The sequence below is a fragment of the Candidatus Mycalebacterium sp. genome (assembly GCF_977828045.1).
Window position 1 is genome coordinate 42,887 of the sequence record NZ_CDWCUL010000016.1, and the last position, 23,467, is coordinate 66,353.

Annotated in this window: 25 protein-coding genes and 1 pseudogene; 22 read left to right on the forward strand and 4 right to left on the reverse strand. The window is 51.7% G+C overall.

Annotated features, from left to right (window positions below; genetic code table 11):
- Window positions 1–103: 103 nt before the first annotated feature.
- On the forward strand, window positions 104–1,792 hold the full coding sequence (locus ACY430_RS05475) for an autotransporter outer membrane beta-barrel domain-containing protein (RefSeq protein ID WP_462137883.1): 1,689 nt from the start codon (window positions 104–106) through the stop codon (window positions 1,790–1,792).
- A gap of 28 nt (window positions 1,793–1,820) precedes the next feature.
- Here ACY430_RS05475 and ACY430_RS05480 read toward each other — a convergent pair whose 3' ends face one another.
- Entirely contained in the window at window positions 1,821–3,518 is a 1,698-nt protein-coding gene (locus ACY430_RS05480) for a chloride channel protein (protein WP_462137884.1), read from the reverse strand.
- An 84-nt stretch (window positions 3,519–3,602) separates the two neighbouring features.
- On the opposite strand from ACY430_RS05480, the gene ACY430_RS05485 reads away from it, so the two are divergent.
- The 8 genes from ACY430_RS05485 to atpC are packed head-to-tail and all read left to right on the forward strand — an operon-like array spanning window position 3,603 to window position 10,780.
- Window positions 3,603–4,892 carry a cation:proton antiporter gene (locus ACY430_RS05485; protein ID WP_462137885.1) on the forward strand — a complete coding sequence of 430 codons (1,290 nt, stop codon included), beginning with the start codon at window positions 3,603–3,605 and terminating at the stop codon, window positions 4,890–4,892.
- Window positions 4,893–4,913: 21 nt separating this feature from the next.
- A complete protein-coding gene (locus ACY430_RS05490; protein ID WP_462137886.1) occupies window positions 4,914–5,426 on the forward strand; it encodes an ATP synthase F0 subunit B in 513 nt (170 codons plus the stop codon).
- Window positions 5,419–5,979, forward strand: coding sequence for an ATP synthase F0 subunit B (locus tag ACY430_RS05495; protein WP_462137887.1), 561 nt, complete (start codon window positions 5,419–5,421; stop codon window positions 5,977–5,979). The genes ACY430_RS05490 and ACY430_RS05495 overlap by 8 nt, the downstream gene beginning before the upstream one ends.
- Window positions 5,961–6,503 (forward strand): ATP synthase delta subunit family protein, encoded by a 543-nt coding sequence (locus ACY430_RS05500; RefSeq protein WP_462137888.1) that lies wholly within the window; start codon window positions 5,961–5,963, stop codon window positions 6,501–6,503. The genes ACY430_RS05495 and ACY430_RS05500 overlap by 19 nt, the downstream gene beginning before the upstream one ends.
- Window positions 6,504–6,533: 30 nt before the next feature.
- A complete protein-coding gene (gene atpA / locus ACY430_RS05505; protein WP_462137889.1) occupies window positions 6,534–8,060 on the forward strand; it encodes a F0F1 ATP synthase subunit alpha in 1,527 nt (508 codons plus the stop codon).
- Window positions 8,061–8,080: 20 nt separating this feature from the next.
- Window positions 8,081–8,959, forward strand: coding sequence for an ATP synthase F1 subunit gamma (gene atpG, locus ACY430_RS05510; protein WP_462137890.1), 879 nt, complete (start codon window positions 8,081–8,083; stop codon window positions 8,957–8,959).
- 1 nt (window position 8,960) lies between these two features.
- Window positions 8,961–10,364, forward strand: a complete 1,404-nt coding sequence (atpD, locus tag ACY430_RS05515; RefSeq protein WP_462137891.1) for a F0F1 ATP synthase subunit beta — start codon at window positions 8,961–8,963, stop codon at window positions 10,362–10,364.
- Between the two features lie 17 nt (window positions 10,365–10,381).
- Window positions 10,382–10,780, forward strand: a complete 399-nt coding sequence (atpC, locus tag ACY430_RS05520) for an ATP synthase F1 subunit epsilon (RefSeq protein ID WP_462137892.1) — start codon at window positions 10,382–10,384, stop codon at window positions 10,778–10,780.
- 106 nt (window positions 10,781–10,886) lie between these two features.
- Here atpC and ACY430_RS05525 read toward each other — a convergent pair whose 3' ends face one another.
- Window positions 10,887–13,340: an adenosylcobalamin-dependent ribonucleoside-diphosphate reductase gene (locus tag ACY430_RS05525; protein WP_462137893.1), complete on the reverse strand. Its 2,454-nt coding sequence runs from the start codon at window positions 13,338–13,340 to the stop codon at window positions 10,887–10,889.
- Between the two features lie 175 nt (window positions 13,341–13,515).
- Here ACY430_RS05525 and ACY430_RS05530 point away from each other — a divergent pair, with 175 nt between their 5' ends.
- Genes ACY430_RS05530 through ACY430_RS05550 form a run of 5 tightly spaced genes read left to right on the forward strand, consistent with a single transcriptional unit; the run spans window position 13,516 to window position 16,066 of the window.
- Window positions 13,516–14,130: a DUF924 family protein gene (locus ACY430_RS05530; protein ID WP_462137894.1), complete on the forward strand. Its 615-nt coding sequence runs from the start codon at window positions 13,516–13,518 to the stop codon at window positions 14,128–14,130.
- Window positions 14,130–14,384 (forward strand): hypothetical protein, encoded by a 255-nt coding sequence (locus tag ACY430_RS05535; protein ID WP_462137895.1) that lies wholly within the window; start codon window positions 14,130–14,132, stop codon window positions 14,382–14,384. The genes ACY430_RS05530 and ACY430_RS05535 overlap by 1 nt, the downstream gene beginning before the upstream one ends.
- Before the next feature lie 4 nt (window positions 14,385–14,388).
- Complete coding sequence (gene ruvX / locus ACY430_RS05540) at window positions 14,389–14,802, forward strand: Holliday junction resolvase RuvX (protein ID WP_462137896.1); 414 nt, start codon at window positions 14,389–14,391, stop codon at window positions 14,800–14,802.
- Window positions 14,803–15,600: an alpha/beta fold hydrolase gene (locus tag ACY430_RS05545; RefSeq protein ID WP_462137897.1), complete on the forward strand. Its 798-nt coding sequence runs from the start codon at window positions 14,803–14,805 to the stop codon at window positions 15,598–15,600.
- 25 nt (window positions 15,601–15,625) lie between these two features.
- On the forward strand, window positions 15,626–16,066 hold the full coding sequence (locus tag ACY430_RS05550; RefSeq protein WP_462137898.1) for a DoxX family protein: 441 nt from the start codon (window positions 15,626–15,628) through the stop codon (window positions 16,064–16,066).
- Between the two features lie 7 nt (window positions 16,067–16,073).
- Here the strand turns inward: ACY430_RS05550 and grxD are convergent, their stop codons facing one another.
- Window positions 16,074–16,397: a Grx4 family monothiol glutaredoxin gene (gene grxD, locus ACY430_RS05555; RefSeq protein ID WP_462137899.1), complete on the reverse strand. Its 324-nt coding sequence runs from the start codon at window positions 16,395–16,397 to the stop codon at window positions 16,074–16,076.
- Window positions 16,397–16,645 carry a BolA family protein gene (locus tag ACY430_RS05560; RefSeq protein ID WP_462137900.1) on the reverse strand — a complete coding sequence of 83 codons (249 nt, stop codon included), beginning with the start codon at window positions 16,643–16,645 and terminating at the stop codon, window positions 16,397–16,399. Before ACY430_RS05560 ends, grxD begins: the two co-directional genes overlap by 1 nt.
- A 57-nt stretch (window positions 16,646–16,702) precedes the next feature.
- Between ACY430_RS05560 and ACY430_RS05565 the strand changes: the two genes are divergently transcribed.
- The 8 genes and pseudogenes from ACY430_RS05565 to ACY430_RS05600 form a co-directional block, all read left to right on the forward strand.
- Entirely contained in the window at window positions 16,703–17,143 is a 441-nt protein-coding gene (locus ACY430_RS05565) for a CBS domain-containing protein (RefSeq protein ID WP_462137901.1), read from the forward strand.
- On the forward strand, window positions 17,136–18,533 hold the full coding sequence (locus ACY430_RS05570; RefSeq protein ID WP_462137902.1) for a cobyrinate a,c-diamide synthase: 1,398 nt from the start codon (window positions 17,136–17,138) through the stop codon (window positions 18,531–18,533). The genes ACY430_RS05565 and ACY430_RS05570 overlap by 8 nt, the downstream gene beginning before the upstream one ends.
- Complete coding sequence (locus ACY430_RS05575) at window positions 18,530–19,597, forward strand: pyridoxal phosphate-dependent aminotransferase (protein WP_462137903.1); 1,068 nt, start codon at window positions 18,530–18,532, stop codon at window positions 19,595–19,597. The genes ACY430_RS05570 and ACY430_RS05575 overlap by 4 nt, the downstream gene beginning before the upstream one ends.
- On the forward strand, window positions 19,587–21,089 hold the full coding sequence (locus tag ACY430_RS05580; RefSeq protein ID WP_462137904.1) for a cobyric acid synthase: 1,503 nt from the start codon (window positions 19,587–19,589) through the stop codon (window positions 21,087–21,089). Before ACY430_RS05575 ends, ACY430_RS05580 begins: the two co-directional genes overlap by 11 nt.
- A gap of 24 nt (window positions 21,090–21,113) precedes the next feature.
- Entirely contained in the window at window positions 21,114–21,392 is a 279-nt protein-coding gene (locus ACY430_RS05585; protein WP_462137905.1) for a hypothetical protein, read from the forward strand.
- An 88-nt stretch (window positions 21,393–21,480) separates the two neighbouring features.
- Window positions 21,481–21,978, forward strand: coding sequence for a hypothetical protein (locus ACY430_RS05590; protein WP_462137906.1), 498 nt, complete (start codon window positions 21,481–21,483; stop codon window positions 21,976–21,978).
- Window positions 21,975–23,048, forward strand: a complete 1,074-nt coding sequence (cobW, locus tag ACY430_RS05595) for a cobalamin biosynthesis protein CobW (protein ID WP_462137907.1) — start codon at window positions 21,975–21,977, stop codon at window positions 23,046–23,048. The genes ACY430_RS05590 and cobW overlap by 4 nt, the downstream gene beginning before the upstream one ends.
- Window positions 23,049–23,067: 19 nt before the next feature.
- Window positions 23,068–23,467: pseudogene (locus ACY430_RS05600) on the forward strand (cobaltochelatase subunit CobN); the annotation flags it as partial.

Here is a 23,467-nt window from a genome sequence, read left to right on the forward strand (position 1 = left end):
GATTGATCTTCCAGCTCCCGTCCGCTTCAGCGGAGCGAGTGGTATTACTGGTGGTGATAGCCGGGGGAACAATGCGTTCTGGACAAGAGAAGGATCTGTCAGAGTGGCGCCTCTTGCCCTGTTGCCTACTCATTCGGAGTTTTTGGGTCTTCCTGCGGGGATTACTGTTACTGATTTCAGGGCAACCACCGATACGCGCGGGCAATTCACACTTTCAGGCGACCCAACCGCGATTACTGAGACAACTGAAATAATGATTAGAATCGGCGGCTCTATAACTACAGGCGAGTCGGGTGAATCTGAGTGTGGCGGAGCCAGTAGTCTCTCGCAAAACGGCGGCGCCTGCCCTGCGTCAAATGTTGCGGTTCTAACTCTTACTTTTGCCCCGCCGGAACTGCAAGAAGAGCAACGCAAAGATTTCCACGAAGTAACCCTGGGAACATTGTCCAAAAACTTTGTCGGCTCAAATATGAGAATGATAGAAGCAAGAATGGGTTCTTCGCGGTCGCACGCGCCACGCATTAAGGTCGGCGGAAACGAAGTAAAGGGCATTGAACAGTTTATAGCCAAAACCCTCTACGACGCGGTAGGCGCGAGCCATTTGGGAGAAGGAAATTACAAACTCCAGGCGCCCGATTTAATGGAAAGTTTGAATGACGGCAGTTTTGAAATGCCGATAGGAACGGATTCCTCTTTCTGGATTGGCGGCGGCGTGCAGTTTTTTGAAGGCGACCCAACACAAAGCGGAATAACGAGCGATTACAAAGGCAGTACAAAAAGCACTTTGTTCGGAATTGACAGAAGAACGGAACTTTTCACAACCGGGATTTCCTTAGGGTTCAACTTTGGCAGTACGGACTACACATTTACAACGGGCGCAGTGAACGGTTCGGGCGGCGTGGAAACCTTCGGCGGAAGCATCTACCCCTACTTCGCAGTGCATCCATACGAGGGAATGACATTTTGGGCGCTCGGTGGAATTGGCTTTGGCAAGCACACCATAGAGGAAAACTACGCGGCTTCGGACATTTTCAACAGCTGGGACGTAACGTCACTTGACTGGGTTACGGCTGGGGGATTAGAGCAGGCGTTAGCGTTTGGCGCTCTGGACTTCACGGCGCGGGCAAAAGCCATGTGGTATGGCATAAAGATTTCAGACGCAGTGTCTGATTCGGGTAATAAATTTTCCGATTTAACTTCCCTTAACCAGCGTTTCCGCTTTGAAGGCGAAGCGGGATATACATTCAATTTCAGCGACCACCTCTCCGTGCGTCCCTACGGTCTCGGCAGTGTGCGGTATGACACCGGAGACGCATCTGTAAATGACAACTTTTTCGTTGATGCCGGCGGCGGATTTGAACTCAACGCATATAATGCAATCGGTCTGAATTTTGGCGGTTCCGCGCAGGTGCTGGGAGACGAGACAAAAGAGTATTCGGGTGTGGTTGTAGCGGCATTTTCCTACGACAGAGGCCTTGACGGACGCGGCATGGAAGTGTCAATCAAAAGAGCATTAGAAAGCGGCGATTTAATTTCGCGGATTGCCCCGGGAACGCAGTTCAACGATGTAAAGCAGGAAATCCGCACCACGGTTATGCAGGCAAAGGTTGCTTATAACTGGAACGATACGAACGCCTACGCCCGTTCACAAATAAATGAATTGGACGGACGGCACAACCACGCGCTTGGCGCAGAGTTTGGTTTTAAAAGAGTGAACATAGGCGTTGAGACCGGATATTCATCCGGCAACGATGATTTAAACGCGCTCGCCCGCGCAAGCCTGCGGCTTTAAGCGCGGGGAAATTGGTAAAAAACTCAACTCACCCCACAGCAACCGCTTTGTTATACGCCTCAATCACGTCCCTTCGGGACAAAATTCCGACAAGTTTTTTAGATCCTCTCGTTTCCACAACGGGAAGAATTTCGGCGGGTTTCTGCCCGAGGATTTTGACCACTTCATACAGATTGTCGTCCGGGCAGACGGTGGTAACATCCAGAGTGGCGAACTCCTTGACCAGTAGCAGATCCTTCAAATCCTCCTGAAAAAGCCACTGGCGGAAGTCCTGAATTGAAACGATGCCGGACAGCTCTCCGTCCGCGTTCACAATGGGGAATGTTGTGAATTTGCTCGCCGGCAAATCCTCAATCAGTTTTCGCAAACTTGTGTTTTCGTCAATGGTCTCAATGGTTGTTCTCATCACGTCTCGCACACGCAGGGAGTGCAGGCTCTCGTTCTCTATGCCGCTTATTTCCACGCCCTCTTTTTTGAGTTCAAGCGCCTCTATGGAGCCGCCGGAGAGTGCGCGGGCGACAACCCAGCTTGTTACAATGCAAACCATCGCGGGCACGATGAGATTATAGGTGTGGGTCAGTTCCAGTATCAAAAATATGGAGGTGAGCGGCGCGTGAGTGATTGCCGCGAGAAACGCGCCCATGCCGACCGTTGCGAATACGGGCGCGATGCCCGCAGGTGTGGACATGATTGATGCCAGCGCTTTTGCAAACGTTCCTCCCGCCGCCGCGCCCATGAATATCGCGGGCGCGAAAAGCCCTCCGGGCCAGCCCGAACCGACTGTTACACAGGTGGCGAGCGGTTTAAGAAGCAGTATCGCCGCGAGCACTAAAAGCGTTGTGTTGCCCGTGAGAATTTCCTGCACATGCTCATAGCCGTTGCCGAGCACTTCGGGCAGCAGCAGGGCGGTGCAACCGAGAATGGCGGCTCCTGTAAAAAGCCGTATTTTAACGTCCCCGATTTTTTGAAACAGGTTTTCGGTCGCGGAAAACATCTTTATGAAGCCCGCCGCAAGAAGCCCGGTCACTATTCCCAAGGGGAGATAGAAAACCGCGAGGTCGCTCAAACTGAAAGCCGAAAAATCCGGTATGTCAAAAAGGGGCGTGTTGCCTTTGAGAAAATATGAAATCGCGGTTGCGGACGCAGACGATATAACTATGGGAATAAAAGTCGCCGAGCGCAGATTTCTCAGCAGCACGATTTCCTCGCTGAACATCACTCCCGTAATAGGGGCGTTGAAAGTCGCCGCAATTGCCGCCGCCGTTCCGCACGCTATAAAGGTGCGTATGTTTGACTTGGAAAGCCGCATGCGCCTGCCGACCGCGCTGCCAATGGCTCCGCCCGTTTGCGCTATCGGTCCCTCCTGCCCCGCTGAGCCGCCGAAGCCCAGCGTTATGATGGATGCGAGAGCTCTCACAATCGCCTCGCGCCCCCGGACGATTCCACTTCCGAGGTTTATGCGCTCAATGAAACGGGGAAACCCGAAGCCCAGCAAATCTTTCGGCGCGAAAGGGATTTTAGAAACCGCGATAAGCAGAGCCGCGCCCACGAACAGAGGCGCGAACAACCACACTCCGCGCTCAATAAACGGTTGAACCGCCCTGATGTAAATCTCATCGTAAAAGGCTGTGAAAAGATAATTTACGCCGCCCGCCGCGATTCCTATGACGAGAGCGCCGGTTATGAGAAAGGTTTGCTCTCTGGAGAGGGAGCCGTTTTTTTTCATTTACACCCCATTCGGGTTTGACAGCAAAGCGTATTGATATGTAGAGTTTGTGCGAGTATTCCCCGCCTGTGGGCCAAAAGTTCCATGATATCAGAGTCCGCGCACGCCGCTCATAATCTATCCGCGAGCGATTTCCTGCTGATTTTATCCCTTGTGCTGATTGTATCCAAGTTTTTCGGCGAAATAGCCGAACGGCTCAAGCAGTCCGCCGTTTTGGGAGAACTTGTGGCGGGCGTTGTTCTGGGCGCCGGCGCGCTGGCGATTATGCCGTCTTCCCCGACCGATGCGGGCTATCAGACTTTTCATCTTATCGCCGAACTCGCCGTTGTTGTGCTTCTGTTCGAAATCGGGCTTGAGACCAAACTGAAAGAGATTTTGAAGGTGGGTCCCGTTTCGCTTCTTGTTGCGCTTGCGGGAATAGTCGCACCGTTTCTTCTGGGATTTCTCTCTGTTTACGCGCTTGCCGCCTACGGAATTATGGGGCTCGGAGAGGAGAGCGTATTTCTCATCGCCGTAACGGCGGGAGCGACCCTTACGGCGACGAGCGTGGGCATAACAGCGCGGGTTCTTTCGGACTTGCGGCAGCTGGGCTCGCCGGAAGCGAAAATCATAATCGGCGCGGCGGTCATAGACGATGTGGTGGGACTTATTATCCTGAGCCTCGTAAGCGGGTTGATAGAAACGCAAAGTGCGAGCGCGGCAGGCGGCGTGTCCGTCTCGCAAACCGCCATTATCGCGGGCAAGGCGTTCGGTTTTCTGTTCCTTGCCATTGTGCTCGGAAACATTGTCGTGGAGAGGGTTTTCTCTTTGGTGGAGAAACTCCGGAGCCGGGGCGCGATGATAGTCGCCGCGCTTTCAATCGCTTTTCTTTACGCTTATGCCGGGCAATACTTTGCCGAAGTTGCGCCGATAGTTGGCGCGTTCGCGGCGGGGTTGGTTGTCAGAAAAACTCATCATTTTGAGGAAATTGAGAGGCAACTGCGAAATGTTTCGGACTTTCTCGTGCCGGTGTTTTTTGTCGCGGTGGGAGCTCAAGTGGACGTGGGCGTTCTCAATCCGTTCTCCGAAGGCAACTCGGCTGTGCTCGCGGTCGCTCTGGCGCTGTTTGTTGTGGCGTTCATCGGAAAATACGTGAGCGCGTTTGCGGCTTTTGGTTCGGGCATCAGAAGGCACATAATCGGCATCGGAATGATACCGCGCGGGGAGGTGGGGTTGATTTTTGCGCAGATTGGCTACAATAACGGCAACGGAGTTTTTGATTCCAGATTTTTTTCAGCGATAGTGCTGACCGTTATGCTTACGACCTTCGTTGTTCCGTTCTTGCTCCAGAAGGGATACGGAAATCCGGCGGACGAAGAGGGTCCGGATCCTTAACGGTTTTCAGGTTTTTACGGAGTGAAGACAAAAGCGAAAGTATTGTTTGCAGGGGCGTTTTTTGCCGCGTTCACGGGTGCTCCGGGCGCTTTTGCCGCAGATGATTTAATCACTGCGGACAAAACCCTGTTCGTGCAGTTCATTATTTTTCTCGTTGCGCTTTACCTGCTCAACATCCTGTTTTTCAAGCCCCTGATGAAACTCGCCGACAGGCGCGAGAAGGCGACCTCCGGTTCGGGAAAAGAAGCCGAAGATCTGTCCGAGCGCACACGGGAAATGTCCGGGCAATACGATTCCGCGATCAAAGAGGCGAGGGAAACCGCGCTTGCCGAAAGGGCTCTTATCACGAAAGAGGCGGCTGCGGAAGCGGAAAATATTGTGTTTTCGGCGAGAGAGGAGGCGCGCGGAGTTCTTGAGAAGCGCGTGGCGGAACTGGCGGCGGAGGCGGAAAAAGCCAAAGCGGAGATGAAATCTAAAATAGAAGACATGGCGGCGATGGTGGTCCGCGCCGTGGGGCGTGGAAACAATGTTTGAGTTTTCCCTGCTCGCCGCCGCAAACGAAGCCGCGGGCGGCGCGGCACATTTCAACTGGGCATATGTTGGAAAGCACGCATTCAACCTCGCCGTGCTGATTGGCGCTCTCACCTACATTCTGAAAAAACCGCTGTCAGAGTTTATGAAATCGCGCAGGCGCGAGATGTCCGAAAAGTTTGAAGAGTCCGGCAGGAAACTCGCCGAAGCAAAAAAACTTTTTGAGGAATGCGATGCGAAAATCGCGAACCTCGAATCCGAAATAAGTTCGCTCAAGTCGTCAATCGCCGCGCAGTCGCAAACCGAAAGACAGAACATACTGCTCCGCGCCGGAGAGGAGAAAGAAACGATACTCAAAGAGGTGAATGAGAGTCTGGAGTTTGCCGCCGCCAGAGCGGGCGCGGCAATCAGGGAGGAGGCCGCCGCCGCCGTTATGCGCGTGGCGGAAAATCTTTTGAGAGAATCTGCGGACGAAGGGCAAACCGCTTCGGTAAAAACATTTGAAGCCGCCGTGAAAGACGGCAAAATGGAGGGCAAATGGCTGCCGCGAAATTAAAGGATCTGGTTGACGCGCTTGTGTCATGCTGTGAGGACGGCGCGGGTTCTCTTGACGACTGTGTGTCCGGGCTTGAGGAGTTTTTCAGGGTCATTGAAAATTCGCCCGATTTGAAAAGGGCGGTTGAAGGCCCCGTTGTTCCGGATTCGGAGAAAATAATGATAGTAAAAGACCTTTGCGCGGCAGGCGGTTTTTCAGATGTTTTGAGCAACTTTCTTGCCGCCGCCATGGAGTTTGGCAAATTGAAAGCCCTTTTCGCGCGGCGCAGAGCCGTGATTGATCGCCTATGCTCCGCGGGCGGTATGATACGGGTAACCGTTACGGCGGCGCGCCCCTTCGGCCCCGATGACCGCGAGCGCGTCAAAGGTGCAATCCGGAGTGTCGCGGGCGGCGAAAAGTCAGAGGTTGAGTTCACCGAGGATTCGGAGATAATAGGCGGAATGATTGTGAGGATTGGGAACACCGTTTACGACGACAGCGTCAAAACCCATTTGGCAAAAATGCGCGCGGCTATTTCAAAATAGGCGGCGCGGCGGGGAAAAAAGGAGACAACAATGCAGGACACCATAAAAGTTGATGATGTTGGCGAAATACTCAAAAAGAGAATAAGCGGCTACGAGCGCAGTTTTGAGACCTCGGAGGTTGGAACTGTTATTTCAGTTGGAGACGGCATTGCGAGAGTCTACGGACTTGACAACGTGGTCGCGGGCGAACTTGTTGAGTTTTCGTGCGGCATTAGAGGGCTTGTTCTGAACCTTGAGGAGGACAACGTCGGGGTCGCGCTTTTCGGAGAAGAAAAGGAAATCAATCAGGGAGACATCGTGAAGCGCACGGGAAACATCGCCGCTCTTCCGGTCGGCGACGAGATGCTCGGCAGAGTCGTGAACTCGCTCGGGATTCCGGTGGATGGGAAGGGTGAGATTCAGACATCCGAAACGCGCAGTCTTGAACTCAAGGCGCCGGGCGTTGTTTTTAGAAAATCCGTCAACGAGCCTCTTCAAACCGGAATCAAAGCCATAGACTCAATGATTCCCATTGGCAGGGGACAGAGGGAGCTTATTCTCGGTGACCGGCAGACGGGCAAAACCGCCATCGCCATTGACACAATAATCAACCAGAAGGGCGGGGATGTTCACTGCATCTATGTTGCGATTGGTCAGAAAAAATCCAATGTGGCGCAAGTTGTGGACAAACTCAAACAGCACGGCGCGATGGAATACACAACCGTTGTTACGGCTTCGGCGAGTGAACCGGCGCCGTTTCAGTTTATTGCGCCCTATGCGGGTTGCGCGCTCGGGGAATACTTCAGGGACAACGGCAAACACGCACTTGTTATTTATGACGACCTCACAAAACACGCGTGGTCTTACAGGCAGATTTCGCTTCTGCTCAAACGCCCTCCGGGAAGGGAGGCGTATCCGGGAGATGTGTTCTATTTGCACTCGCGCCTTCTTGAGCGCGCCGCGAAGATCAGGGACGAGGACGGCGGCGGCTCGCTTACGGCGTTGCCCATTATTGAGACGCAGGCGGGAGATGTGTCCGCCTATATTCCGACAAACGTAATATCCATAACGGACGGGCAAATCTATCTTGAGAGCAACCTTTTCTATTCGGGCGTGAGGCCCGCAATTAACGTGGGTCTTTCGGTTTCAAGGGTCGGCGGGTCGGCGCAGATTAAGGCGATGAAGAAGGTCGCCGGAACTTTGCGGCTTGAACTTGCTCAATACCGCGAGGTTGAGGCGTTTTCACAGTTCGCTTCCGACCTTGACAAAATCACACAGGATCAGCTCGCCAGAGGTGTGAGGCTTGTTGAGATTCTCAAACAGGATCAGTTTGTGCCGCTTGCGGTGGAGAAACAGGTAATTTCAATATTCGCTGTTACAAAGGGCTATCTGGACGAATATCCGGTTTCCTCGGTGCGTGCTTATGAGAAAGAACTTCTTGACTTTTTTGAAGCCAAGCACAAGGGGCTTCTTGACGAAATCAGGGACAAAAAAGAGATTTCAGACGAGTTGGAGCCGCGCGTAACCTCGGCTCTTGACGAACTGAAATCGCAGACCGCCGGGCTTGCGCAGGCGTAGGTGGGCGCGCGGAGACGGATATGCCGAGTCTTAAACAGATAAACACAAAGATAATCAGCGCGAAGGGCACAAGGCGCATAATGAGCGCCATGAAGCTGATTGCGGCGGTGAAGCTGCAGAGGACGCAGTCTCTTCTGAAATCGCACCGCGTTTACGTTGAGGCTTATGAGAAAATCGCCTCGGGCGTTTTGAGCGTTTGCGAGCCGGACGAACATCCGCTCCTTTACCGTCCTGAAGAACCGAAGAGGGGCCATGTGGTCTTTCTAACCTCCGACAGGGGGCTTTGCGGGAACTTCAACAATGTGCTCATCAAGAGGCTTGACGCGATGATTTCCGAGCGCGGTTTCGGCAAAGAGGATTTGAAAATGACCTTTCTCGGCAACAAAGGCAGAGACTTTTTTTCACCGTCCGGATTTTTGCAGGGCTCTTACTACACGGGCGTGAACGAGGAAAACTACACCGACATCGCGGGAGAACTCGCGTCTCTTCTCTCAAAGGAATTTTCAGAGAGGGAGACTGACGAAGTGGTTCTGGTTCACAGCAATTTTATTTCCGCGCTGTCCAGACAGACCGTTTTTGAGACCGTGCTTCCGGTTGAAATTCCGCCTGCGCCCGAAGGGGAGACGCAGGACTGCATTTTTGAGCCGTCAAGGCGGGAGATAGTCAACGATTTGATTCCGTCCAGTCTGCGTCTCAGGATTGAAAGCGCCGTGCTTGAATCGCTCACGAGCGAACACGCCGCGCGCATGACGGCGATGGAAAACGCCACAAACAACGCAGATGAACTTATAAAAAACCTCACGTTGCTGTTCAACAAAACAAGGCAGGCGATAATAACCACGGAGCTTATGGACATTGTTAACGGAACCGAGGCATTGAGAGAAGGAGGAGAAAATTAGAATGAACGGAAAAATTGTTCAGGTTATAGGACCCGTAATTGACGTTGAGTTTTCCGAGGGGAAACTGCCGGAGATTTACGGCGCTTTAAAGGTTACGAATCCGTCAATCAGTTCCAATGAGTGGAATCTGGTGCTGGAGGTTGTTCAGCAGATAGGCGGAAACCGCGTTCGCTGTGTGGCGATGGACTCCACGGAGGGACTTCAGAGGGGGCAGGAGGTGGTTGACACCGGCGGGGGGATAACTGTTCCGGTCGGCGAAAAGGCGCTTGGACGGCTTATAAACGTTGTTGGCGAGCCGATTGACGAAGCGGGACCGATTGAGTGCGACGAGAGGTGGCCAATTCACCGCTCGGCGCCGGAGTTTGTTGACCAGAGCACAAAACTTGAGCTTTTTGAGACCGGAATCAAGGTCATAGACCTGCTTGCGCCGTTTCTGAGAGGAGGAAAAATCGGGCTGTTTGGCGGTGCGGGAGTTGGCAAAACGGTTCTTCTTATGGAGTTGATAAACAACGTTGCGAAGGAATACGGCGGCGTTTCGGTTTTCGGCGGAGTGGGGGAGAGAACGCGTGAGGGCAACGATTTGTGGATGGAGATGAAGGAGTCCGGGGTTCTCGGCAACACAGGTCTTGTTTTCGGGCAGATGAATGAGCCGCCCGGAGCCCGTGCGCGAGTTGCCCTGACGGCGCTTACGCTTGCGGAGTATTTCAGGGATGCGAAAAATCAGGATGTTCTTCTGTTCATAGACAACATTTTCCGCTTCACACAGGCCGGTTCCGAGGTGTCCGCACTTCTCGGGCGCACGCCTTCGGCGGTCGGTTATCAGCCGACCCTTTCCACCGACCTCGGAGAGTTGCAGGAGCGAATCACCTCCACGGTGAACGGCTCAATCACTTCGGTGCAGGCAATATACGTTCCGGCGGACGACCTTACGGATCCGGCTCCGGCGACCACTTTCGCGCATTTGGACGGCACAATAGTTCTTTCCCGCCAGTTGACCGAGCTCGGCATATATCCGGCGGTTGACCCTCTTGATTCAACCTCGCGCATCCTTGAGCCGAAGGTTGTGGGCGAAGATCATTACAAGGTGGCGCGTAACGTGCAGGAAGTGCTCCAACGCTACAAGCAATTGCAGGAGATAATCGCCATTCTGGGTATGGACGAGCTTTCCGAGGAAGACAAAATCACGGTTTTCAGAGCCAGAAAAATGCAGAGATTTCTCTCGCAGCCGTTTTTTGTCGCCCAGCAGTTCACGGGAACCCCGGGCAAATACGTCCCCATTAAGGACACAATAGAGGCATTTAACGAGATACTTTCAGGCGCGATGGATGATGTTCCCGAACAGGCGTTCTACATGGTGGGCGGCATAGAGGAAGTTCGGGAGAAGGCGGCGAAAATGGTCGCCTGACGGCGGGAAGACTTAAATTGGCACAAAACCTTACACTGAAAATCATTACTCCGGCCGGGCTTGCTCTTGAAGCCCCGGTTGAAACCGTTGTTCTCAAAGGCGATTTGGGGGAGTTCGGCGTGCTCGCAGGTCATGTGGCGATGGTGTCAAACATCGTGTCCGGCAGAATCAGATATGTGGATGTGCAGGGCGGCGAGAAAACTCTTATCGCTCACGGCGGCATATCTGAGGTCAGAGATGACACCGTAACGGTTCTGACGCAAACCCTGGAAAGCCCGGACGAGATTGATGTTGCCGAAGCCGTTAGAGAGTCCGAAGAGATTGAGAGCCGCCTTGAATCCGGTTTTCTCGGCGAAGAAGAGCACGAACGCCTGTCCGACCGTCTTCAGATTGTCCGCGCCCGTGCGGGAATGTAGTTCACAAAAACAAAGACAAAGACAAAGAAAAATCCCGACCGGAACAAGTTTTTCCGGTCGGGATTTTCAAGGAGGATGGGGGAGAAATATCTCCGCTCTTTTCAGGTTATCCGCACTTTGAGTAACCGCACGACCGGCAGGTTACGCATCCGGATTCAAAAGCCAGTGCGGCGCTGTCGCATTCAGGGCAGTTGCCGGCCAGGTCTTTGGACTGTTGCACGGTAATTTCCTCTTCGCCGCCGGAGAAGTGTTTTTTAAGCACCGCCGCGACCGCATCCGCTATTGACATGACAAGCTTGCCTTCCGAGAACACCGGAGAAGCGCCGCCGATTCCTTCAAGTTGTTCAACTATCTGTTCGGCCTCTATTCCGGCTCTCAGGCCCAGAGAGGCGAGCCGCCCGATTGCCTCGGCGTCCGCCATTGTGGTGTAGCCCGACTTGCCTATTTGGACAAAGACCTCAAACGGTTTTTCGTCAACGGTATTTACCGTAACGTAGAGGTTGCCGTGCCCCGTACGGACAACCTCGGTGAAGCCTTTGAGAATCTGCGGCCTTTCCTTTTTTTCAGCCGCAGAAATTTTAGAGGGATGAGGAGACGAGGTGAGGTTGGGGTGAGTGGCTTGTAGAATCTCCCCATCCCTATTTTTTCCATTTTCTTGTTTTTGCTGTTCGGTAATCAGAATGCCCTCTCTGGAGCCTTCCCTGTAAATGGTTACACCCTTGCAGCCGGTTTTCCACGACTGGAAGTAAATTTTCTCAACCTCTTCAAGCGATGCGTCGTTTGGAAGGTTGACGGTGCTGGATATGCATGAATCTATGTGTTTCTGTATGGTCGCCTGTATGCGCACCCTGAATTCCGGTTTGATTTCGTGCGAAGTTACGAAAGTTTCGGGCAGGTCTTCTTCACTGGAAAGGTTGAAAGTGTCCATGTAGGAGCCGGCCAGAGGGTGATAGACCTTGAACTGTTCTTTTGAGAGGGACTCGGACCTTCTGAAGTATGAGAGCGCGAATATGGGCTCAATGCCGCTCGAAGTGCCAGCGAGAACCGACCCGCTTCCAACCGGGGGAACGGTCAGTATGCAGGCGTTTCTCAGCCCGTTTTGTTTGGCTTTCTCACGCACTTCGGTGTCAAGAGAGTCAAGGAAGGGGTTTTCGAAGTGTTTTTCCCGGTCGTATGCCGGAAAGGTCCCTTTCTCTTCGGCGAGCTTGGAGCTTGACATGTAAACGGTGTTTTTGATGTGGCCGAAAAGTTTGTCCGTAAACCCAATGGCTTCATCGGAGTCATACTTTTTACCCAGTTTGGCAACCATGTCGCCAAAACCCGTAAAGCCGACCCCTATGCGTCTTGAAAGTTGAGACGCTTCCGTTTGGAAGATGAGAGGGTGCTTCTTTTCGTTGTAGTCCAGAATGTTGTCCAGAAAACGCACCGAGTATGACAGCGAGCGATCAAGGTTTTCCCAGTCAACGCGCGCGTCATCGGTGAATTCGTCTTTGACGAACAGGCTGAGATTTATGTTGCCAAGGCAGCAGTTGCCGTAATTTTCAAGAGCCTGTTCGCTACAGGGATTAACTCCCTCAACTTCCATTCCGCCGTATTCAGTTGGGGAGTAGCGTTTTACGGCATCCCAGAAGATGAGTCCCGGCTCCGCCGAAGACCATGCGGATTTCACCAGCCGCTTCCATATATCTCTTGCTTTGACGGTTTTTCTCATCCGCACTTTTTTGTTTTCGTATTTCAGGTCAAAATCCCCGTCTTCCTCAACCGCTTGCATAAACTCATCGGACACCTTCACTGAAATGTTCGCGAATTTAACCTGCGACCTGTCCTGATCGTTTTTGATGTCCAGAAAATCAAGTATGTCGGGGTGGTTGACGTCAATTGTTATCATGAGAGCGCCCCTTCTTCCCGCCTGACCGATAGTCCCGGTCGTGGTTGAAAGAAGTTCCATGAATGAGACCGCTCCGGTGGAATAAATGGCGGAGTTGTTAACCGGCGCGCCTTTGGGTCTCAGAACGGAAATATCAGTTCCGACACCGCCGCCGAAAGAGTATGTTCTCGCGGCTTCCTTGCACCATTCAAAGATTCCCTCAATGGAGTCTTTCTTGATGGGCATAAAGTAGCAGTTCAGAAGGGTTGAGCGCCGAGTCTGTCCGGCGCCGAAGAGAATTCTTCCTCCGGGAACAAAACGGAAGTTTGACAGAAGCCAGTAGAACTTCTCCGTCCATTCCTCTCTGAGTTCTTTTGTCTTTTCAGGAGACGCCATTTCGGTCGCGACCCTTTTCCACATCTGTTCCGGCAGGGTCTCAACCGTTGTGCCGTCTTCGTCCTTCAGGGCATATTTCTCGTAAAACACCCGCGCGCGCAGTTCGTCTCCGCCGAATGCTTCAACTGTTTCTTTCGGGAGGTCTTCCTCGGTCTGTTCGTCCACGACCAGTCTTGGAACATCGGGTTTTTCCTCATTGCGGAAAACCGTATCGTCCGGAATGGACTTTTTCGGCAATTCAAATATGTTGCCGTTCTCTTTTCCCGTTACTCCGTTTTCAGTTTTCTCAGAAGACATCTTTTAAATCACTCCTTTTTCTCTTTAACCCCGCCACTTCAACATGTCGTGCTGCGAGGGATATTAGACTACCAGATATTGTGGTAAGTCAAGAAGAAAACTTTTGGAGTTTCTTGAAAAACTCGAAAAATTCTTTATTTTAAGTGCTTAAGAATGAATACTTGAGGAAGGTTTTATGTCGGTGGAAGGTCTGGCAGAGCGAATAAACAGTTTTTGGTTCGGAAAAACAGAAAAAAACGGGCTTTGCGCGACCGAAAAGTTGTCTGCGTGGTTCGGGAAAGATGAGGGGTTTGACCGTCTTGTGGAGCGGGAGTTCGGTGATTTTCTGTCTCTCGCGCGAAGCGGGGAGTTGGACGGCATGTTGCAAACGCCCCGCGGGACTCTCTCTTTCATAATTCTCACCGATCAGTTTCCGCGAAACATACACCGGGGGCATCCGGAATCTTTTGCTTTTGACGAAATTGCACTTGCCGCATCCTGCAAAGGAATGGAACTTGGATTTCACTCGGTTCTTTTTCCCATGGAGCGGCTTTTCTTTTTTATGCCTCTGATGCATTCCGAGGACATTTCCGTCCAGAAAATATCCGTTAAAACTTTTTTATCCCTCGCCGATGAATTTAAGGATTCCGCGGAAGTTTTTAAATTTTTAAAAGGGTCGGCTGATTACGCGCGAAAGCATTATGAAATTATTGAAAAATTCGACAGGTATCCGCACAGAAATAAAATACTGGGACGGGAGAGCACGTTGGAGGAAATTGAATTTCTAAAACAACCGGGAAGTTCGTTTTAGTGCGGAATATAAAATATATTTTAGCCCTTGCTTTCGCCGTGCTTTTTATTTTCTTCGGAGTATTTGCCGGTTTGCAAATATCCCCCGCCATAGGAAATGTAATTCTGTTTCCGTTTGTTTTACCGGCATATTTGACGGATACGGGTTTTGGATATTTTCCGGGGTATATTCAATTGGGTTTATTTATTTTGACGGTTTTATTCTGGAGCGCGGTATTTATCGCGTTAATTAATTTAAAAAAAAGGCGAAAATAATATTATGAAATTTCTTGCTCTTGATGTCGGAACAAAAACCATCGGCGTTGCCGTGAGCGATGAACTCGGTATAACCTCAAACGGGCTCGGCGTTATAAAACGAAAAGACGAAAAAACCGATTTAAAATCCCTCGCGGTTTTTATTGAGGAACACAGACCCGCGCGCGTGGTCGTGGGAATTCCGTTTAATTCGGACGGCTCTTTGGGAAAAAGAGCGAAAAATATAAAAAAGTTTTCAGAAATCCTTAAGGAATTTTTCGGAATTGAAACCGTTTTGTGGGACGAAAGTTTTTCAACCGTTCAGGCGGAGAAAACCTTGATCGGCGGCGGTATGGGGCGCGGGAAAAGGAAAAAGGTCGTTGATAAACTGGCGGCGGTTATTATCCTGCGGGAATATCTCGACAGTTTGGAGAATTGAATGCCTCTTGCCAACGTAAACGGAGTCAACATCAACTACGAGGAACACGGCTCCGGCGCTCCCGTTTTTCTGATTGGCGGACTCGGAAGCACGATTGAGAGCTGGGACGATCAGGTTGCCCTTTATTCAAAGCATTTCCGGGTGATTGTTTTTGACAATCGGGGGTCAGGTCTTTCAGATAAGCCGCTTGAGCCCTATTCAACAGAGGATATGGCTGATGATACGGTTGCGCTTGCGGGTTTTCTCGGAATTGACAGGGCATCTTTTGTGGGCAAGTCAATGGGCGGCATGATAGCGCAGTGGATTGGCATTAAATACCCCGAAAATACTCAATGCCTTGTAATGGGTTGCTCATCGGCGCGCAGAGACGAAGTGGGGAACCTCATTCTTGAAACGGGCAGACACATATCCGAAAAAGCCGGAATGGGCGCGGTCTGGCTGACGGCGCTTTTTCTCGGCTACGGCAGAAAATACATTGAGGACAACATTGGCGAGATTAAAAAACGGCTCCTCGCCGTTCAGACAACGCCCGAAACCATAGCGGGCTATCACGGGCAATGCCGCGCGTGTGAAGGGCATAACACCGCGGAAAGACTTCATCTTATCACCGCGCCGACACTTGTGATGTTCGGAACCGATGACAACGTTACAGACCCGCGCAGGGCGGCTGAGGTCGGGGAGTTGATACCGAACGCGAAGGTCCGCGCTTTTGAAGGTTCCGGACACGGATTCTGGCGCGAAAACAGGGACGAAGCGGACCGCCTCGTGCTTGACTTCCTTGCTGAAAATTCGGTCTAATGAAGTTCAAGAGAGGGCTTCAAATTTGAGATTTCTTTACAAAACTGACGACAATCTCGCGGGGTTTTTCGCGCGGATAGCGCTCGGAGCCGTTATGTTGCCCCACGGATATCCGAAACTGCTGAATTTTGAGCAGGCAGTTGGCGGGTTGACAGACGGTGTGGGGCTTCCCTACGCGGTGGCGTTTCTCGTCATAATCGGCGAATCAGTCGGCGCGGTGTCTCTAATAGCCGGTTTTCTGTCGCGTTTCTGCGCTTTTTCAATGGGCATAATAATGGCGGGCGCCATCTGGATGTTTCATTTCAGTGAAGGCTTTTTTATGAACTGGAAGGGAAACCCCGAAGCCGGAGAGGGCTATGAATACCACATTCTTGCCATCGGTCTCGCACTTGTGGTTACCGTTGCCGGCGGCGGAAAATTTTCAGTTGACAGGCTGATTACCCGGATTTTGAAACCGGATTTTTAAATAGGCGCTATTCCTTTTCCGCAGACTCAACGGCTTGTTCAAGCTCGCCTTTGCGGAACATCTCTTCGCATATGTCGCAACCGCCTATGAAGTTTCCGTCTATGTAAAGTTGCGGAATGGTGGGCCAGCTGGAAAACTCCTTTATTCCCTGCCGTATTTCCTCGCTTTCAAGCACATTAACGGTTTCGTAGCGCGCCCCGAGCGTGTTGAGAATCTGTACCACTTTCGCGGAAAATCCACATTCGGGCATCTCTCTTGTTCCCTTCATAAACAGAAGAATCCGGTTGTTTTCCACCCGGGATTTGATTGCGTTTTGTATCTCTTCAGACATTATTTTCCTCCGATTTTTTCCCCACCCCATTGCTCCGGAGTGTAGGTTTTGATTGAAAGCGCGTGAATTTCCTCTTTCATCGCGTCTCCGAGCGCCGAATACACAAGTTTGTGCCTGTCAACAGGGCTTTTCCCTTCAAAATCGCCCGAAACAACAACGGCTTCAAAGTGTGTTCCGTCCCCCTCAACCTCAACGTGTGTCGCGGCGATTGATTTTTCTATGGTCTCTTTAATGCTTTCCGGGCTCACGGGTGGTATTATCTTTACCGGCGCTTTTGTTGTCAATAAGCCCGATGAGGTGAAAAGATGCTTGTATCTGAAATCATGACCGCTCCGGTCGCTACCATCTCCGAAGAGGCGTCTCTAAAAGATGTCGCGGACGCAATGAAGGAAAACTCGGTCGGCTGTCTTCCGGTCGTTGACGAGAGCGGAAAACTTGCCGGAATCATATCGGAAACCGATTTTATCGGCGCAATGGAAAAAGTTCCCTTTTCCCGCCAGACCGGGCATGTGCTTTTCGGCAAATGGACTGACGGCTCCGGAATTGTGGATGCCTGCCGCGAGGGCGGCGGCTTGAAACTGAAAGATTTTATGCAAGTCCACGTCTCCACGATTGAAGAGAGCGACACCGTCGAGGACGCCGTTACAAAGATGCTCAAAGCCCGCGTTCACAGTCTTCCGGTCGTCAGGGACGGAAAACCCGTGGCGATGTTCGCGAGAAGAGACCTGCTCAAAATCTTTGAATAGCAAACCAGTCGTGTATTCAAGAGTAGTTATTGCGGGAGAGCGGAGCGGATGCGGAAAAACAACGGTTTCGCTCGCGATTATGAACGCCCTCTCCCGAAAAGGTGTCAGGGTTCAGGGGTTCAAAACCGGTCCCGACTACCTTGACACTTCCCATTACGAAGCAAGAACCGGCGTGAAGGGCAGAAACATTGACCTGTGGATGACCAGCCCTCAACACTGCCTTGAAATCTTTCTCCGAAACGCCGCCAACGCGCAAATTTCCGTCATTGAAGGCGTAATGGGGCTTTATGACGGCTCCCGCCCGGACAACACGGCGAGCACGGCGCATACCGCCAAATTTCTCTCCGCACCTGTAATTCTCGTTCTGAACCCCGATGGCGGCGCGCAGACAACGGCAGCGACCGCGCTGGGGCTTAAAATGTTTGACGAAAAGGTCAACATCGCGGGTTTTGTGCTGAACAGGGCCGCTTCAAAAGAGCGTGCGGAAGCAATTGCCGCCGTTGTTACCGAAAAAACGGCGATTCCGTATCTGGGTTTTATGCCGCTTGACGACAAAATTGCGCTCACATCAAGGCATCTGGGGCTTTCCCATGCGGTTGAGGAGCCCGTGCGCGCGGACAAACTGTCTTCCGAAGTGGAGATAGCCTCAAAATCGCTTGATATTGAACGCATTGAAAAAATCGCGGGCTCGGCTCCGCCGCTTTTCCCGCCGGATTCCGGTGACCCCCTCTATCCGTTCGTGCCGGAGCCGCAGAGCGTCCGTTTCGCGGTCGCGCGCGACAAGGCGTTTTCGTTCTACTACGAAGACGCACTTGAGATTCTTTCTCTGCGCGGATGTGAAATTGCGCCTTTTTCCCCGTTGTCCGAAGAACGCCTGCCCGCAGGAGCGGACGCTGTTTTCATCGGTGGGGGGTTTCCGGAACTTTACTGCGGCGAACTTGAGAGCAACGTCCCGATGAGAGATGATTTGCGCAATTTTGCATTTCAGGGCGGCACGGTTTACGCGGAATGCGGCGGAATGATGTATCTGGGCGCGGGGCTCACGGATTTGAACGGGCGGAGATTTGATATGTGCGGTGCGCTGGAAGCGGATTTTGAGATGCGTCCGCGTCTGCAATCCGTTGGCTACAGAGAAGTAATCGCCGCGGCCGATGCGGGTTTTTTCCGCGCGGGCGACAGGGAAAAGGGGCATGAGTTTCACTATTCCGCCCTTTCAGGCGGACACGCGGGCAATTTTTTTAACATAACAACTTCTGCGGGCGATGAGTCTCGCGGCGGAATGGTTTTCCGCAACACGGTCGCTTCATACATCCATTTGAACTTTCTCTCTTCGGGCATCATAAAGCGCATCCCCGCTCGTCTTAAAGCGCGCGCGGAGGATGGAATTTGAAGCTCATCGCGCGCGCGTCCGCGCCGGTTCACGGCGGAATTGACCATGAGGAGGTTCGCTCTCTGGGGCTTGACCCCGCGAGCGTGGTTGATTTTTCAAGCAATCTCAATCCGTTTTTCCCGTCTTCAAGGCTGCTTTCGGGTGCGTGCGCGGGAGCCCGCGAATATCCCGACGCGCGATACTCCGAACTGCGCGGCGCGATTGCGGCGGCTCACGGTGTTTCACCGGACTGCGTTTTCGCGGGCAACGGAGTGTCCGAAATAGTGCATATTCTGTGCCGGTGCCTGCCCGCGGGCGGTTCGGTTCTGATACCCGTTCCGACTTTTTCCGAATACGAAAGAGCCGCGGCGATTTGCGGCGCACGGGCGATTTTGTGCCGCGCCGGTGAAAACCTGCGCTTTGACCCCGCGTTCATCGCTTCGGAGATACGGCGCGAGTCGCCCGACCTTGTTTTCCTCTGTAATCCGAACAACCCGACCGGGCTTTACCTTTCGCGCCCGGAAGTGGAGGAAATCGCCTCGGCGGCGGCGGATGCGGTTTTTGTGATTGACGAGTCATACGCGGATTTTGTGCAAAACCCGTGGGACTCCACGCCGCTTATCGGGCCGGGCAATGTCGTGGTTTTGCGCTCGCTCGCGAAGTTTTACGGGCTTGCCGGAATCAGATTCGGCTACGCGGTTTCAAACCCGCGCGTGGTTTCCGTTCTCAACGCCGCACGTCCGCCGTGGAATGTCAACTCAGTCGCCTGCAGGGTGGCGCGGTCGGTTTTCGAGCTCCCTCAATCCGCTCTTTTTGAGAGCAAATCGCGGCTTTTCGCCGCAAGGGATTTGCTTGTGGACGCGCTTGCCGCGGTCGGCAAACCGTGCCTTCCGACTGACACGGGATTTTTCCTTGTCAAAACCCCGGATGCACGGTCGTTGCGGGAGCGGCTTTTGAAAAAAGGGCTCGCCGTGCGCGACTGTTCGTCTTTCGGGCTTGCCTCGCACATACGGCTCAGCGCACGTCCGCAAAAGGACTGTGAAAGACTTTTAAAAGAATGGGCGGAGATAGACCGTGAAGGCTAAAACTTTGATGATTCAGGGCACGGCGTCCCACGCGGGCAAGAGCGTTATCGCCGCCGGTCTGTGCCGGATTTTCGCGCGGAAAGGGTTTTCGGTCGCCCCGTTCAAGTCGCAAAACATGAGTTTGAATTCGTTTGTAACCCCTGACGGCTCGGAGATTGGCAGGGCGCAGGCGATGCAGGCGCGCGCCGCGGGCATCGCCCCGTCTGCGGATATGAATCCCATTCTGCTCAAACCCCTCAAAGATGACGGCTCACAAGTGATGGTTCTCGGCAAAAGCGCGGGCAATATGACTTTCGCCGAGTATATGGAGTTCCGCCCGCGGGCGCTTGAAGCGGTTGGCGGCAGTTTGGAGCGCGTGATGAGCAAATTTGAAGTGGTTGTGATTGAGGGCGCGGGCGGCGCGGCGGAGATCAATTTTTCCCGCAGCGAGATAGTCAATATGACTGTGGCAAAACTCGCCGCCAGCCCCGTTCTGCTTGTCGCCGACATAGACAGGGGAGGGGCTTTCGCTTCTCTCGCGGGAACACTTGACCTGCTCGATGATGACAGAGACCGCGTGCGCGGAATGATAATCAACAAATTTCGCGGCAACCGCGCTTTGCTTGACGAGGGGATAGGGTTACTTGAGCGAAAAACCGAAAAACCGGTTTTGGGTGTTGTGCCGCATATTGAACCGCTTTTTCTTGACGATGAGGATTCCGTTTATCTTGAAAACCCGCCGCGCCGCACGGGCGGTTTGAAGGTGTGCGTTGTAAAACTGCCGCGCATATCAAACTTTACGGACATGCGCCCTCTTGAGATGGAGAAAGGCGTGTCTGTTTCATACGCGCTTGGCGCGAATGACCTCTGCGGTGCGGACGCGGTTGTGATTCCCGGAAGCAAGGCGACCATTGAGGATTTGCGGTTTTTGAAACGTAGCGGAATTGCGAACGCGCTTGAGGGCATAAGCGAGTCCGGCGTTCCGGTTATCGGAATTTGCGGCGGCTATCAGATGCTCGGCGCGGCGCTTGAGGACACCGACGGTTTTGAATCCGCGAAAACTTCCGAGCGCGGGCTCGGTTTTTTTTCCGCCGAAACCGAAATTATGGAGGAAAAAACGCTTCGGCAAACCTCGGCGACAGTTGAAAACGGCGGCGCGGTGTTCGCCGGTATTGAGGGAGAGAAAATAAAGGGCTACGAGATTCATATGGGACAGACGCGGTTTTCCGGCGCGAACGGCGCGCGGTTTCTCAAAAAATCAGACGGCTTTTTTGACGGCGCTGTGAGCGAAAACGGCAATGTTTACGGCACTTATCTGCACGGAATTTTTGAAAACGACAATCTCCGAAGCGCATTTTTGAGCCATTTGCGCGCGAAAAAGGGCTTGCCCGATGAAGTGAACACGAACTTCACGGCCGAAATGGAAAAGCAGTATGACAAACTCGCCGATGTATTGGAGGAAAGTTTGGATATGGATGCGGTGATGAGTATGGTTTTCAAGCAGGGTAAATAAAGGGTATTGTTTAAAGGTATGAAATTGGCGAAAAAAACTCCGGATTCTTACGTGAACAGAATTATTCATGGAGATGTTTTTGATTTGCGGGAAGGAGTTTCCGGTAGTTCAATAGACTTAATAGTATGTGATGGTCCATATGGAGTAACAGTAAATTCTTGGGATAATCCGAAAGAAGGGATACAACAATTTAATTTAAACTTAATTAAATTGTTTAAGAAACAATTAAAAATTGGAGAGGCTTTATATTTGTTTGGCAAGCCAGACCGTATCGATTTTGTAGGTTGTAGCCCCTATGGATAAAAGCAATGATGACATATCCCATGTTGGATTTTCAGAAGATTGGTCTCGAAATAACAGCATAGTTGTTTATAAAGATTAGTTTACTACAATGCGGAAAAGTATCACAATAAAGTTTTCGGAACAGGAGAAATTTCCTGAAATTAGTGAATTGTCTTTGTTTTTAAGAGAATTTAAATCAGTTTATTCTCTTGTATTTAGAACTAACGAATGTTTTTCTTGTTTCCCTAAAGATGATTCTAGTATCTCGGAAGAAAATGTTAAGCAAATTCGATTGAAGATAAAGCATTATCTCGAAACCCACCATTCCGATGTAGGCAGTTCTTTGCCTAATAGGTTTTTCAAAATAAAAGAATCAAGTGAGAATGAACTTTTAGTAGAAAAGATATCTAAAGAAAGCCCGGTAAAAATTATTGTTGGTGGTCTGGCATTCGTAATAGTTGTTGCTGTGATACTTTCAGGAGGAAAATTTAGTTTGAGAACTGGACCCTTATCCCTTAATCTTGAGATAGGCCAACCTCTTTCTCAGAGTATAAAAGATATGAGAGGCTTGTTTAAGAATCCCGAAAATCAAAAAAGAAGAGAATGAGTAAACAGGATAGAAAAGTTTCACAAACGCGCAAAATTCCCATAACCGTAATAACCGGCTTTCTTGGAGCCGGAAAAACCACTCTTGTCCGCAATCTGCTCACGCAAGCGGGCGGGCGGCGCATTACCGTTATCGTTAACGAGTTCGGTGATGTGGGAATTGACGGCGAAATTATCCGATCTTCGTGCGGTTGCGAGGAGGGTGAAATTGTTGAACTCAGCAACGGATGCCTTTGCTGCACGGTGCAGGAGGAATTTCTGCCCGCAATGACAAAACTGCTTGAGAGGAAAAATGACATTGACCATATCGTGATTGAAACTTCCGGGCTCGCGCTGCCAAAACCGCTTGTTCGCGCCGTTAACTGGCCCGGTTTGAAGCCGCATTTTTCGGTGGATTCGGTGATTTCCGTTGTGGACGCCGCAGGCGCGGCAACCGGCGAGATTTGCGACAGAGAAAAGGTTCAGTCCCAGCGCGAGGCGGACGATTCGCTTGACCACGAAACCCCGATTGAAGATCTGTTTTCAGACCAGCTTTCATGCGCGGACATGGTGGTTTTGAACAAAACAGACCTTGTCGGCGATGAAAAACTCGGCGAAATCACCGAGCTTTTGAAAGACAAAATGAAACCCGGCGCGGCGGTTGTGCGCGCTAAAATGGGAAATGTTTCCACCGATATTTTGCTCGGAATGGGAGCCGCCGCCGAAGATGACCTGGATTCCCGCCCGTGCCTTCACGAACAGCACCACGAAAACGGAAGCGACCACGAGCATGATGACGACATAGATTCGGTTGTTGTGGAAGTTAAATACGAAACCTCGCCGGAAAAACTTATGGACGCGCTCAAGAAAACCGTTCGCGAGCATGAAATTTACAGAATAAAAGGGTTTATCAAGGTTGCGGACAAACCGATGAGAATGCTCATACAGGGAGTCGGAGAGAGGTTTGACGGATATTTTGACCGCCCGTGGCGCGAAAATGAAACCGCAAGCACCCGTCTTGTTTTTATCGGAAGAAAACTTTCGCTTTTAAATCTCGGTGAAATTGTGGAAAAAAATCTGACCCGTTCCTGATTTTTTTGTTTTTTGTAAAATGCATTTAATCGCGACCATACCGGGGGGCTGGAATCCGGGCGAGGACGACGGTGTTTTTTTCATAGACCAGACTCCGGGGGACATTGTTTTTCTGTCCGCCGCGGACACCGATATTTTCTGCCTTAATTCCGCGTACTCAAAAATCAACTCGCGCGCGAAAAAAATTCCCTCTTTGCGCATGGCAAATCTCGCGTATCTCAAACGCGAACTTTCAGTTGATAATTATGTTGATTCCGTTGTGAGCGGCGCGCGCCTTGTTGTGGCGAGAATGCTCGGCGGAAGAAATTATTACCCCTATGTTTGCGACCGCCTTATGTTTGAGTGTGCGAAAAATAAAACGCCGCTTATTTTTCTTCCCGGAGACGACAGTCCCGATGTTGAATTGATGGCAATGTCCT

Coding starts and splice junctions, on each gene's coding strand:
- ACY430_RS05480 (WP_462137884.1), bottom strand. CDS start 3,518: ATGAAAAAAAACGGCTCCCTCTCCAGAGAGCAAACCTTTCTCATAACC.
- ACY430_RS05485 (WP_462137885.1), top strand. CDS start 3,603: ATGATATCAGAGTCCGCGCACGCCGCTCATAATCTATCCGCGAGCGAT.
- ACY430_RS05495 (WP_462137887.1), top strand. CDS start 5,419: ATGTTTGAGTTTTCCCTGCTCGCCGCCGCAAACGAAGCCGCGGGCGGC.
- ACY430_RS05500 (WP_462137888.1), top strand. CDS start 5,961: ATGGCTGCCGCGAAATTAAAGGATCTGGTTGACGCGCTTGTGTCATGC.
- atpA (WP_462137889.1), top strand. CDS start 6,534: ATGCAGGACACCATAAAAGTTGATGATGTTGGCGAAATACTCAAAAAG.
- atpG (WP_462137890.1), top strand. CDS start 8,081: ATGCCGAGTCTTAAACAGATAAACACAAAGATAATCAGCGCGAAGGGC.
- atpD (WP_462137891.1), top strand. CDS start 8,961: ATGAACGGAAAAATTGTTCAGGTTATAGGACCCGTAATTGACGTTGAG.
- ACY430_RS05525 (WP_462137893.1), bottom strand. CDS start 13,340: ATGTCTTCTGAGAAAACTGAAAACGGAGTAACGGGAAAAGAGAACGGC.
- ACY430_RS05530 (WP_462137894.1), top strand. CDS start 13,516: ATGTCGGTGGAAGGTCTGGCAGAGCGAATAAACAGTTTTTGGTTCGGA.
- ruvX (WP_462137896.1), top strand. CDS start 14,389: ATGAAATTTCTTGCTCTTGATGTCGGAACAAAAACCATCGGCGTTGCC.
- ACY430_RS05545 (WP_462137897.1), top strand. CDS start 14,803: ATGCCTCTTGCCAACGTAAACGGAGTCAACATCAACTACGAGGAACAC.
- grxD (WP_462137899.1), bottom strand. CDS start 16,397: ATGTCTGAAGAGATACAAAACGCAATCAAATCCCGGGTGGAAAACAAC.
- ACY430_RS05565 (WP_462137901.1), top strand. CDS start 16,703: ATGCTTGTATCTGAAATCATGACCGCTCCGGTCGCTACCATCTCCGAA.
- ACY430_RS05590 (WP_462137906.1), top strand. CDS start 21,481: ATGCGGAAAAGTATCACAATAAAGTTTTCGGAACAGGAGAAATTTCCT.
- cobW (WP_462137907.1), top strand. CDS start 21,975: ATGAGTAAACAGGATAGAAAAGTTTCACAAACGCGCAAAATTCCCATA.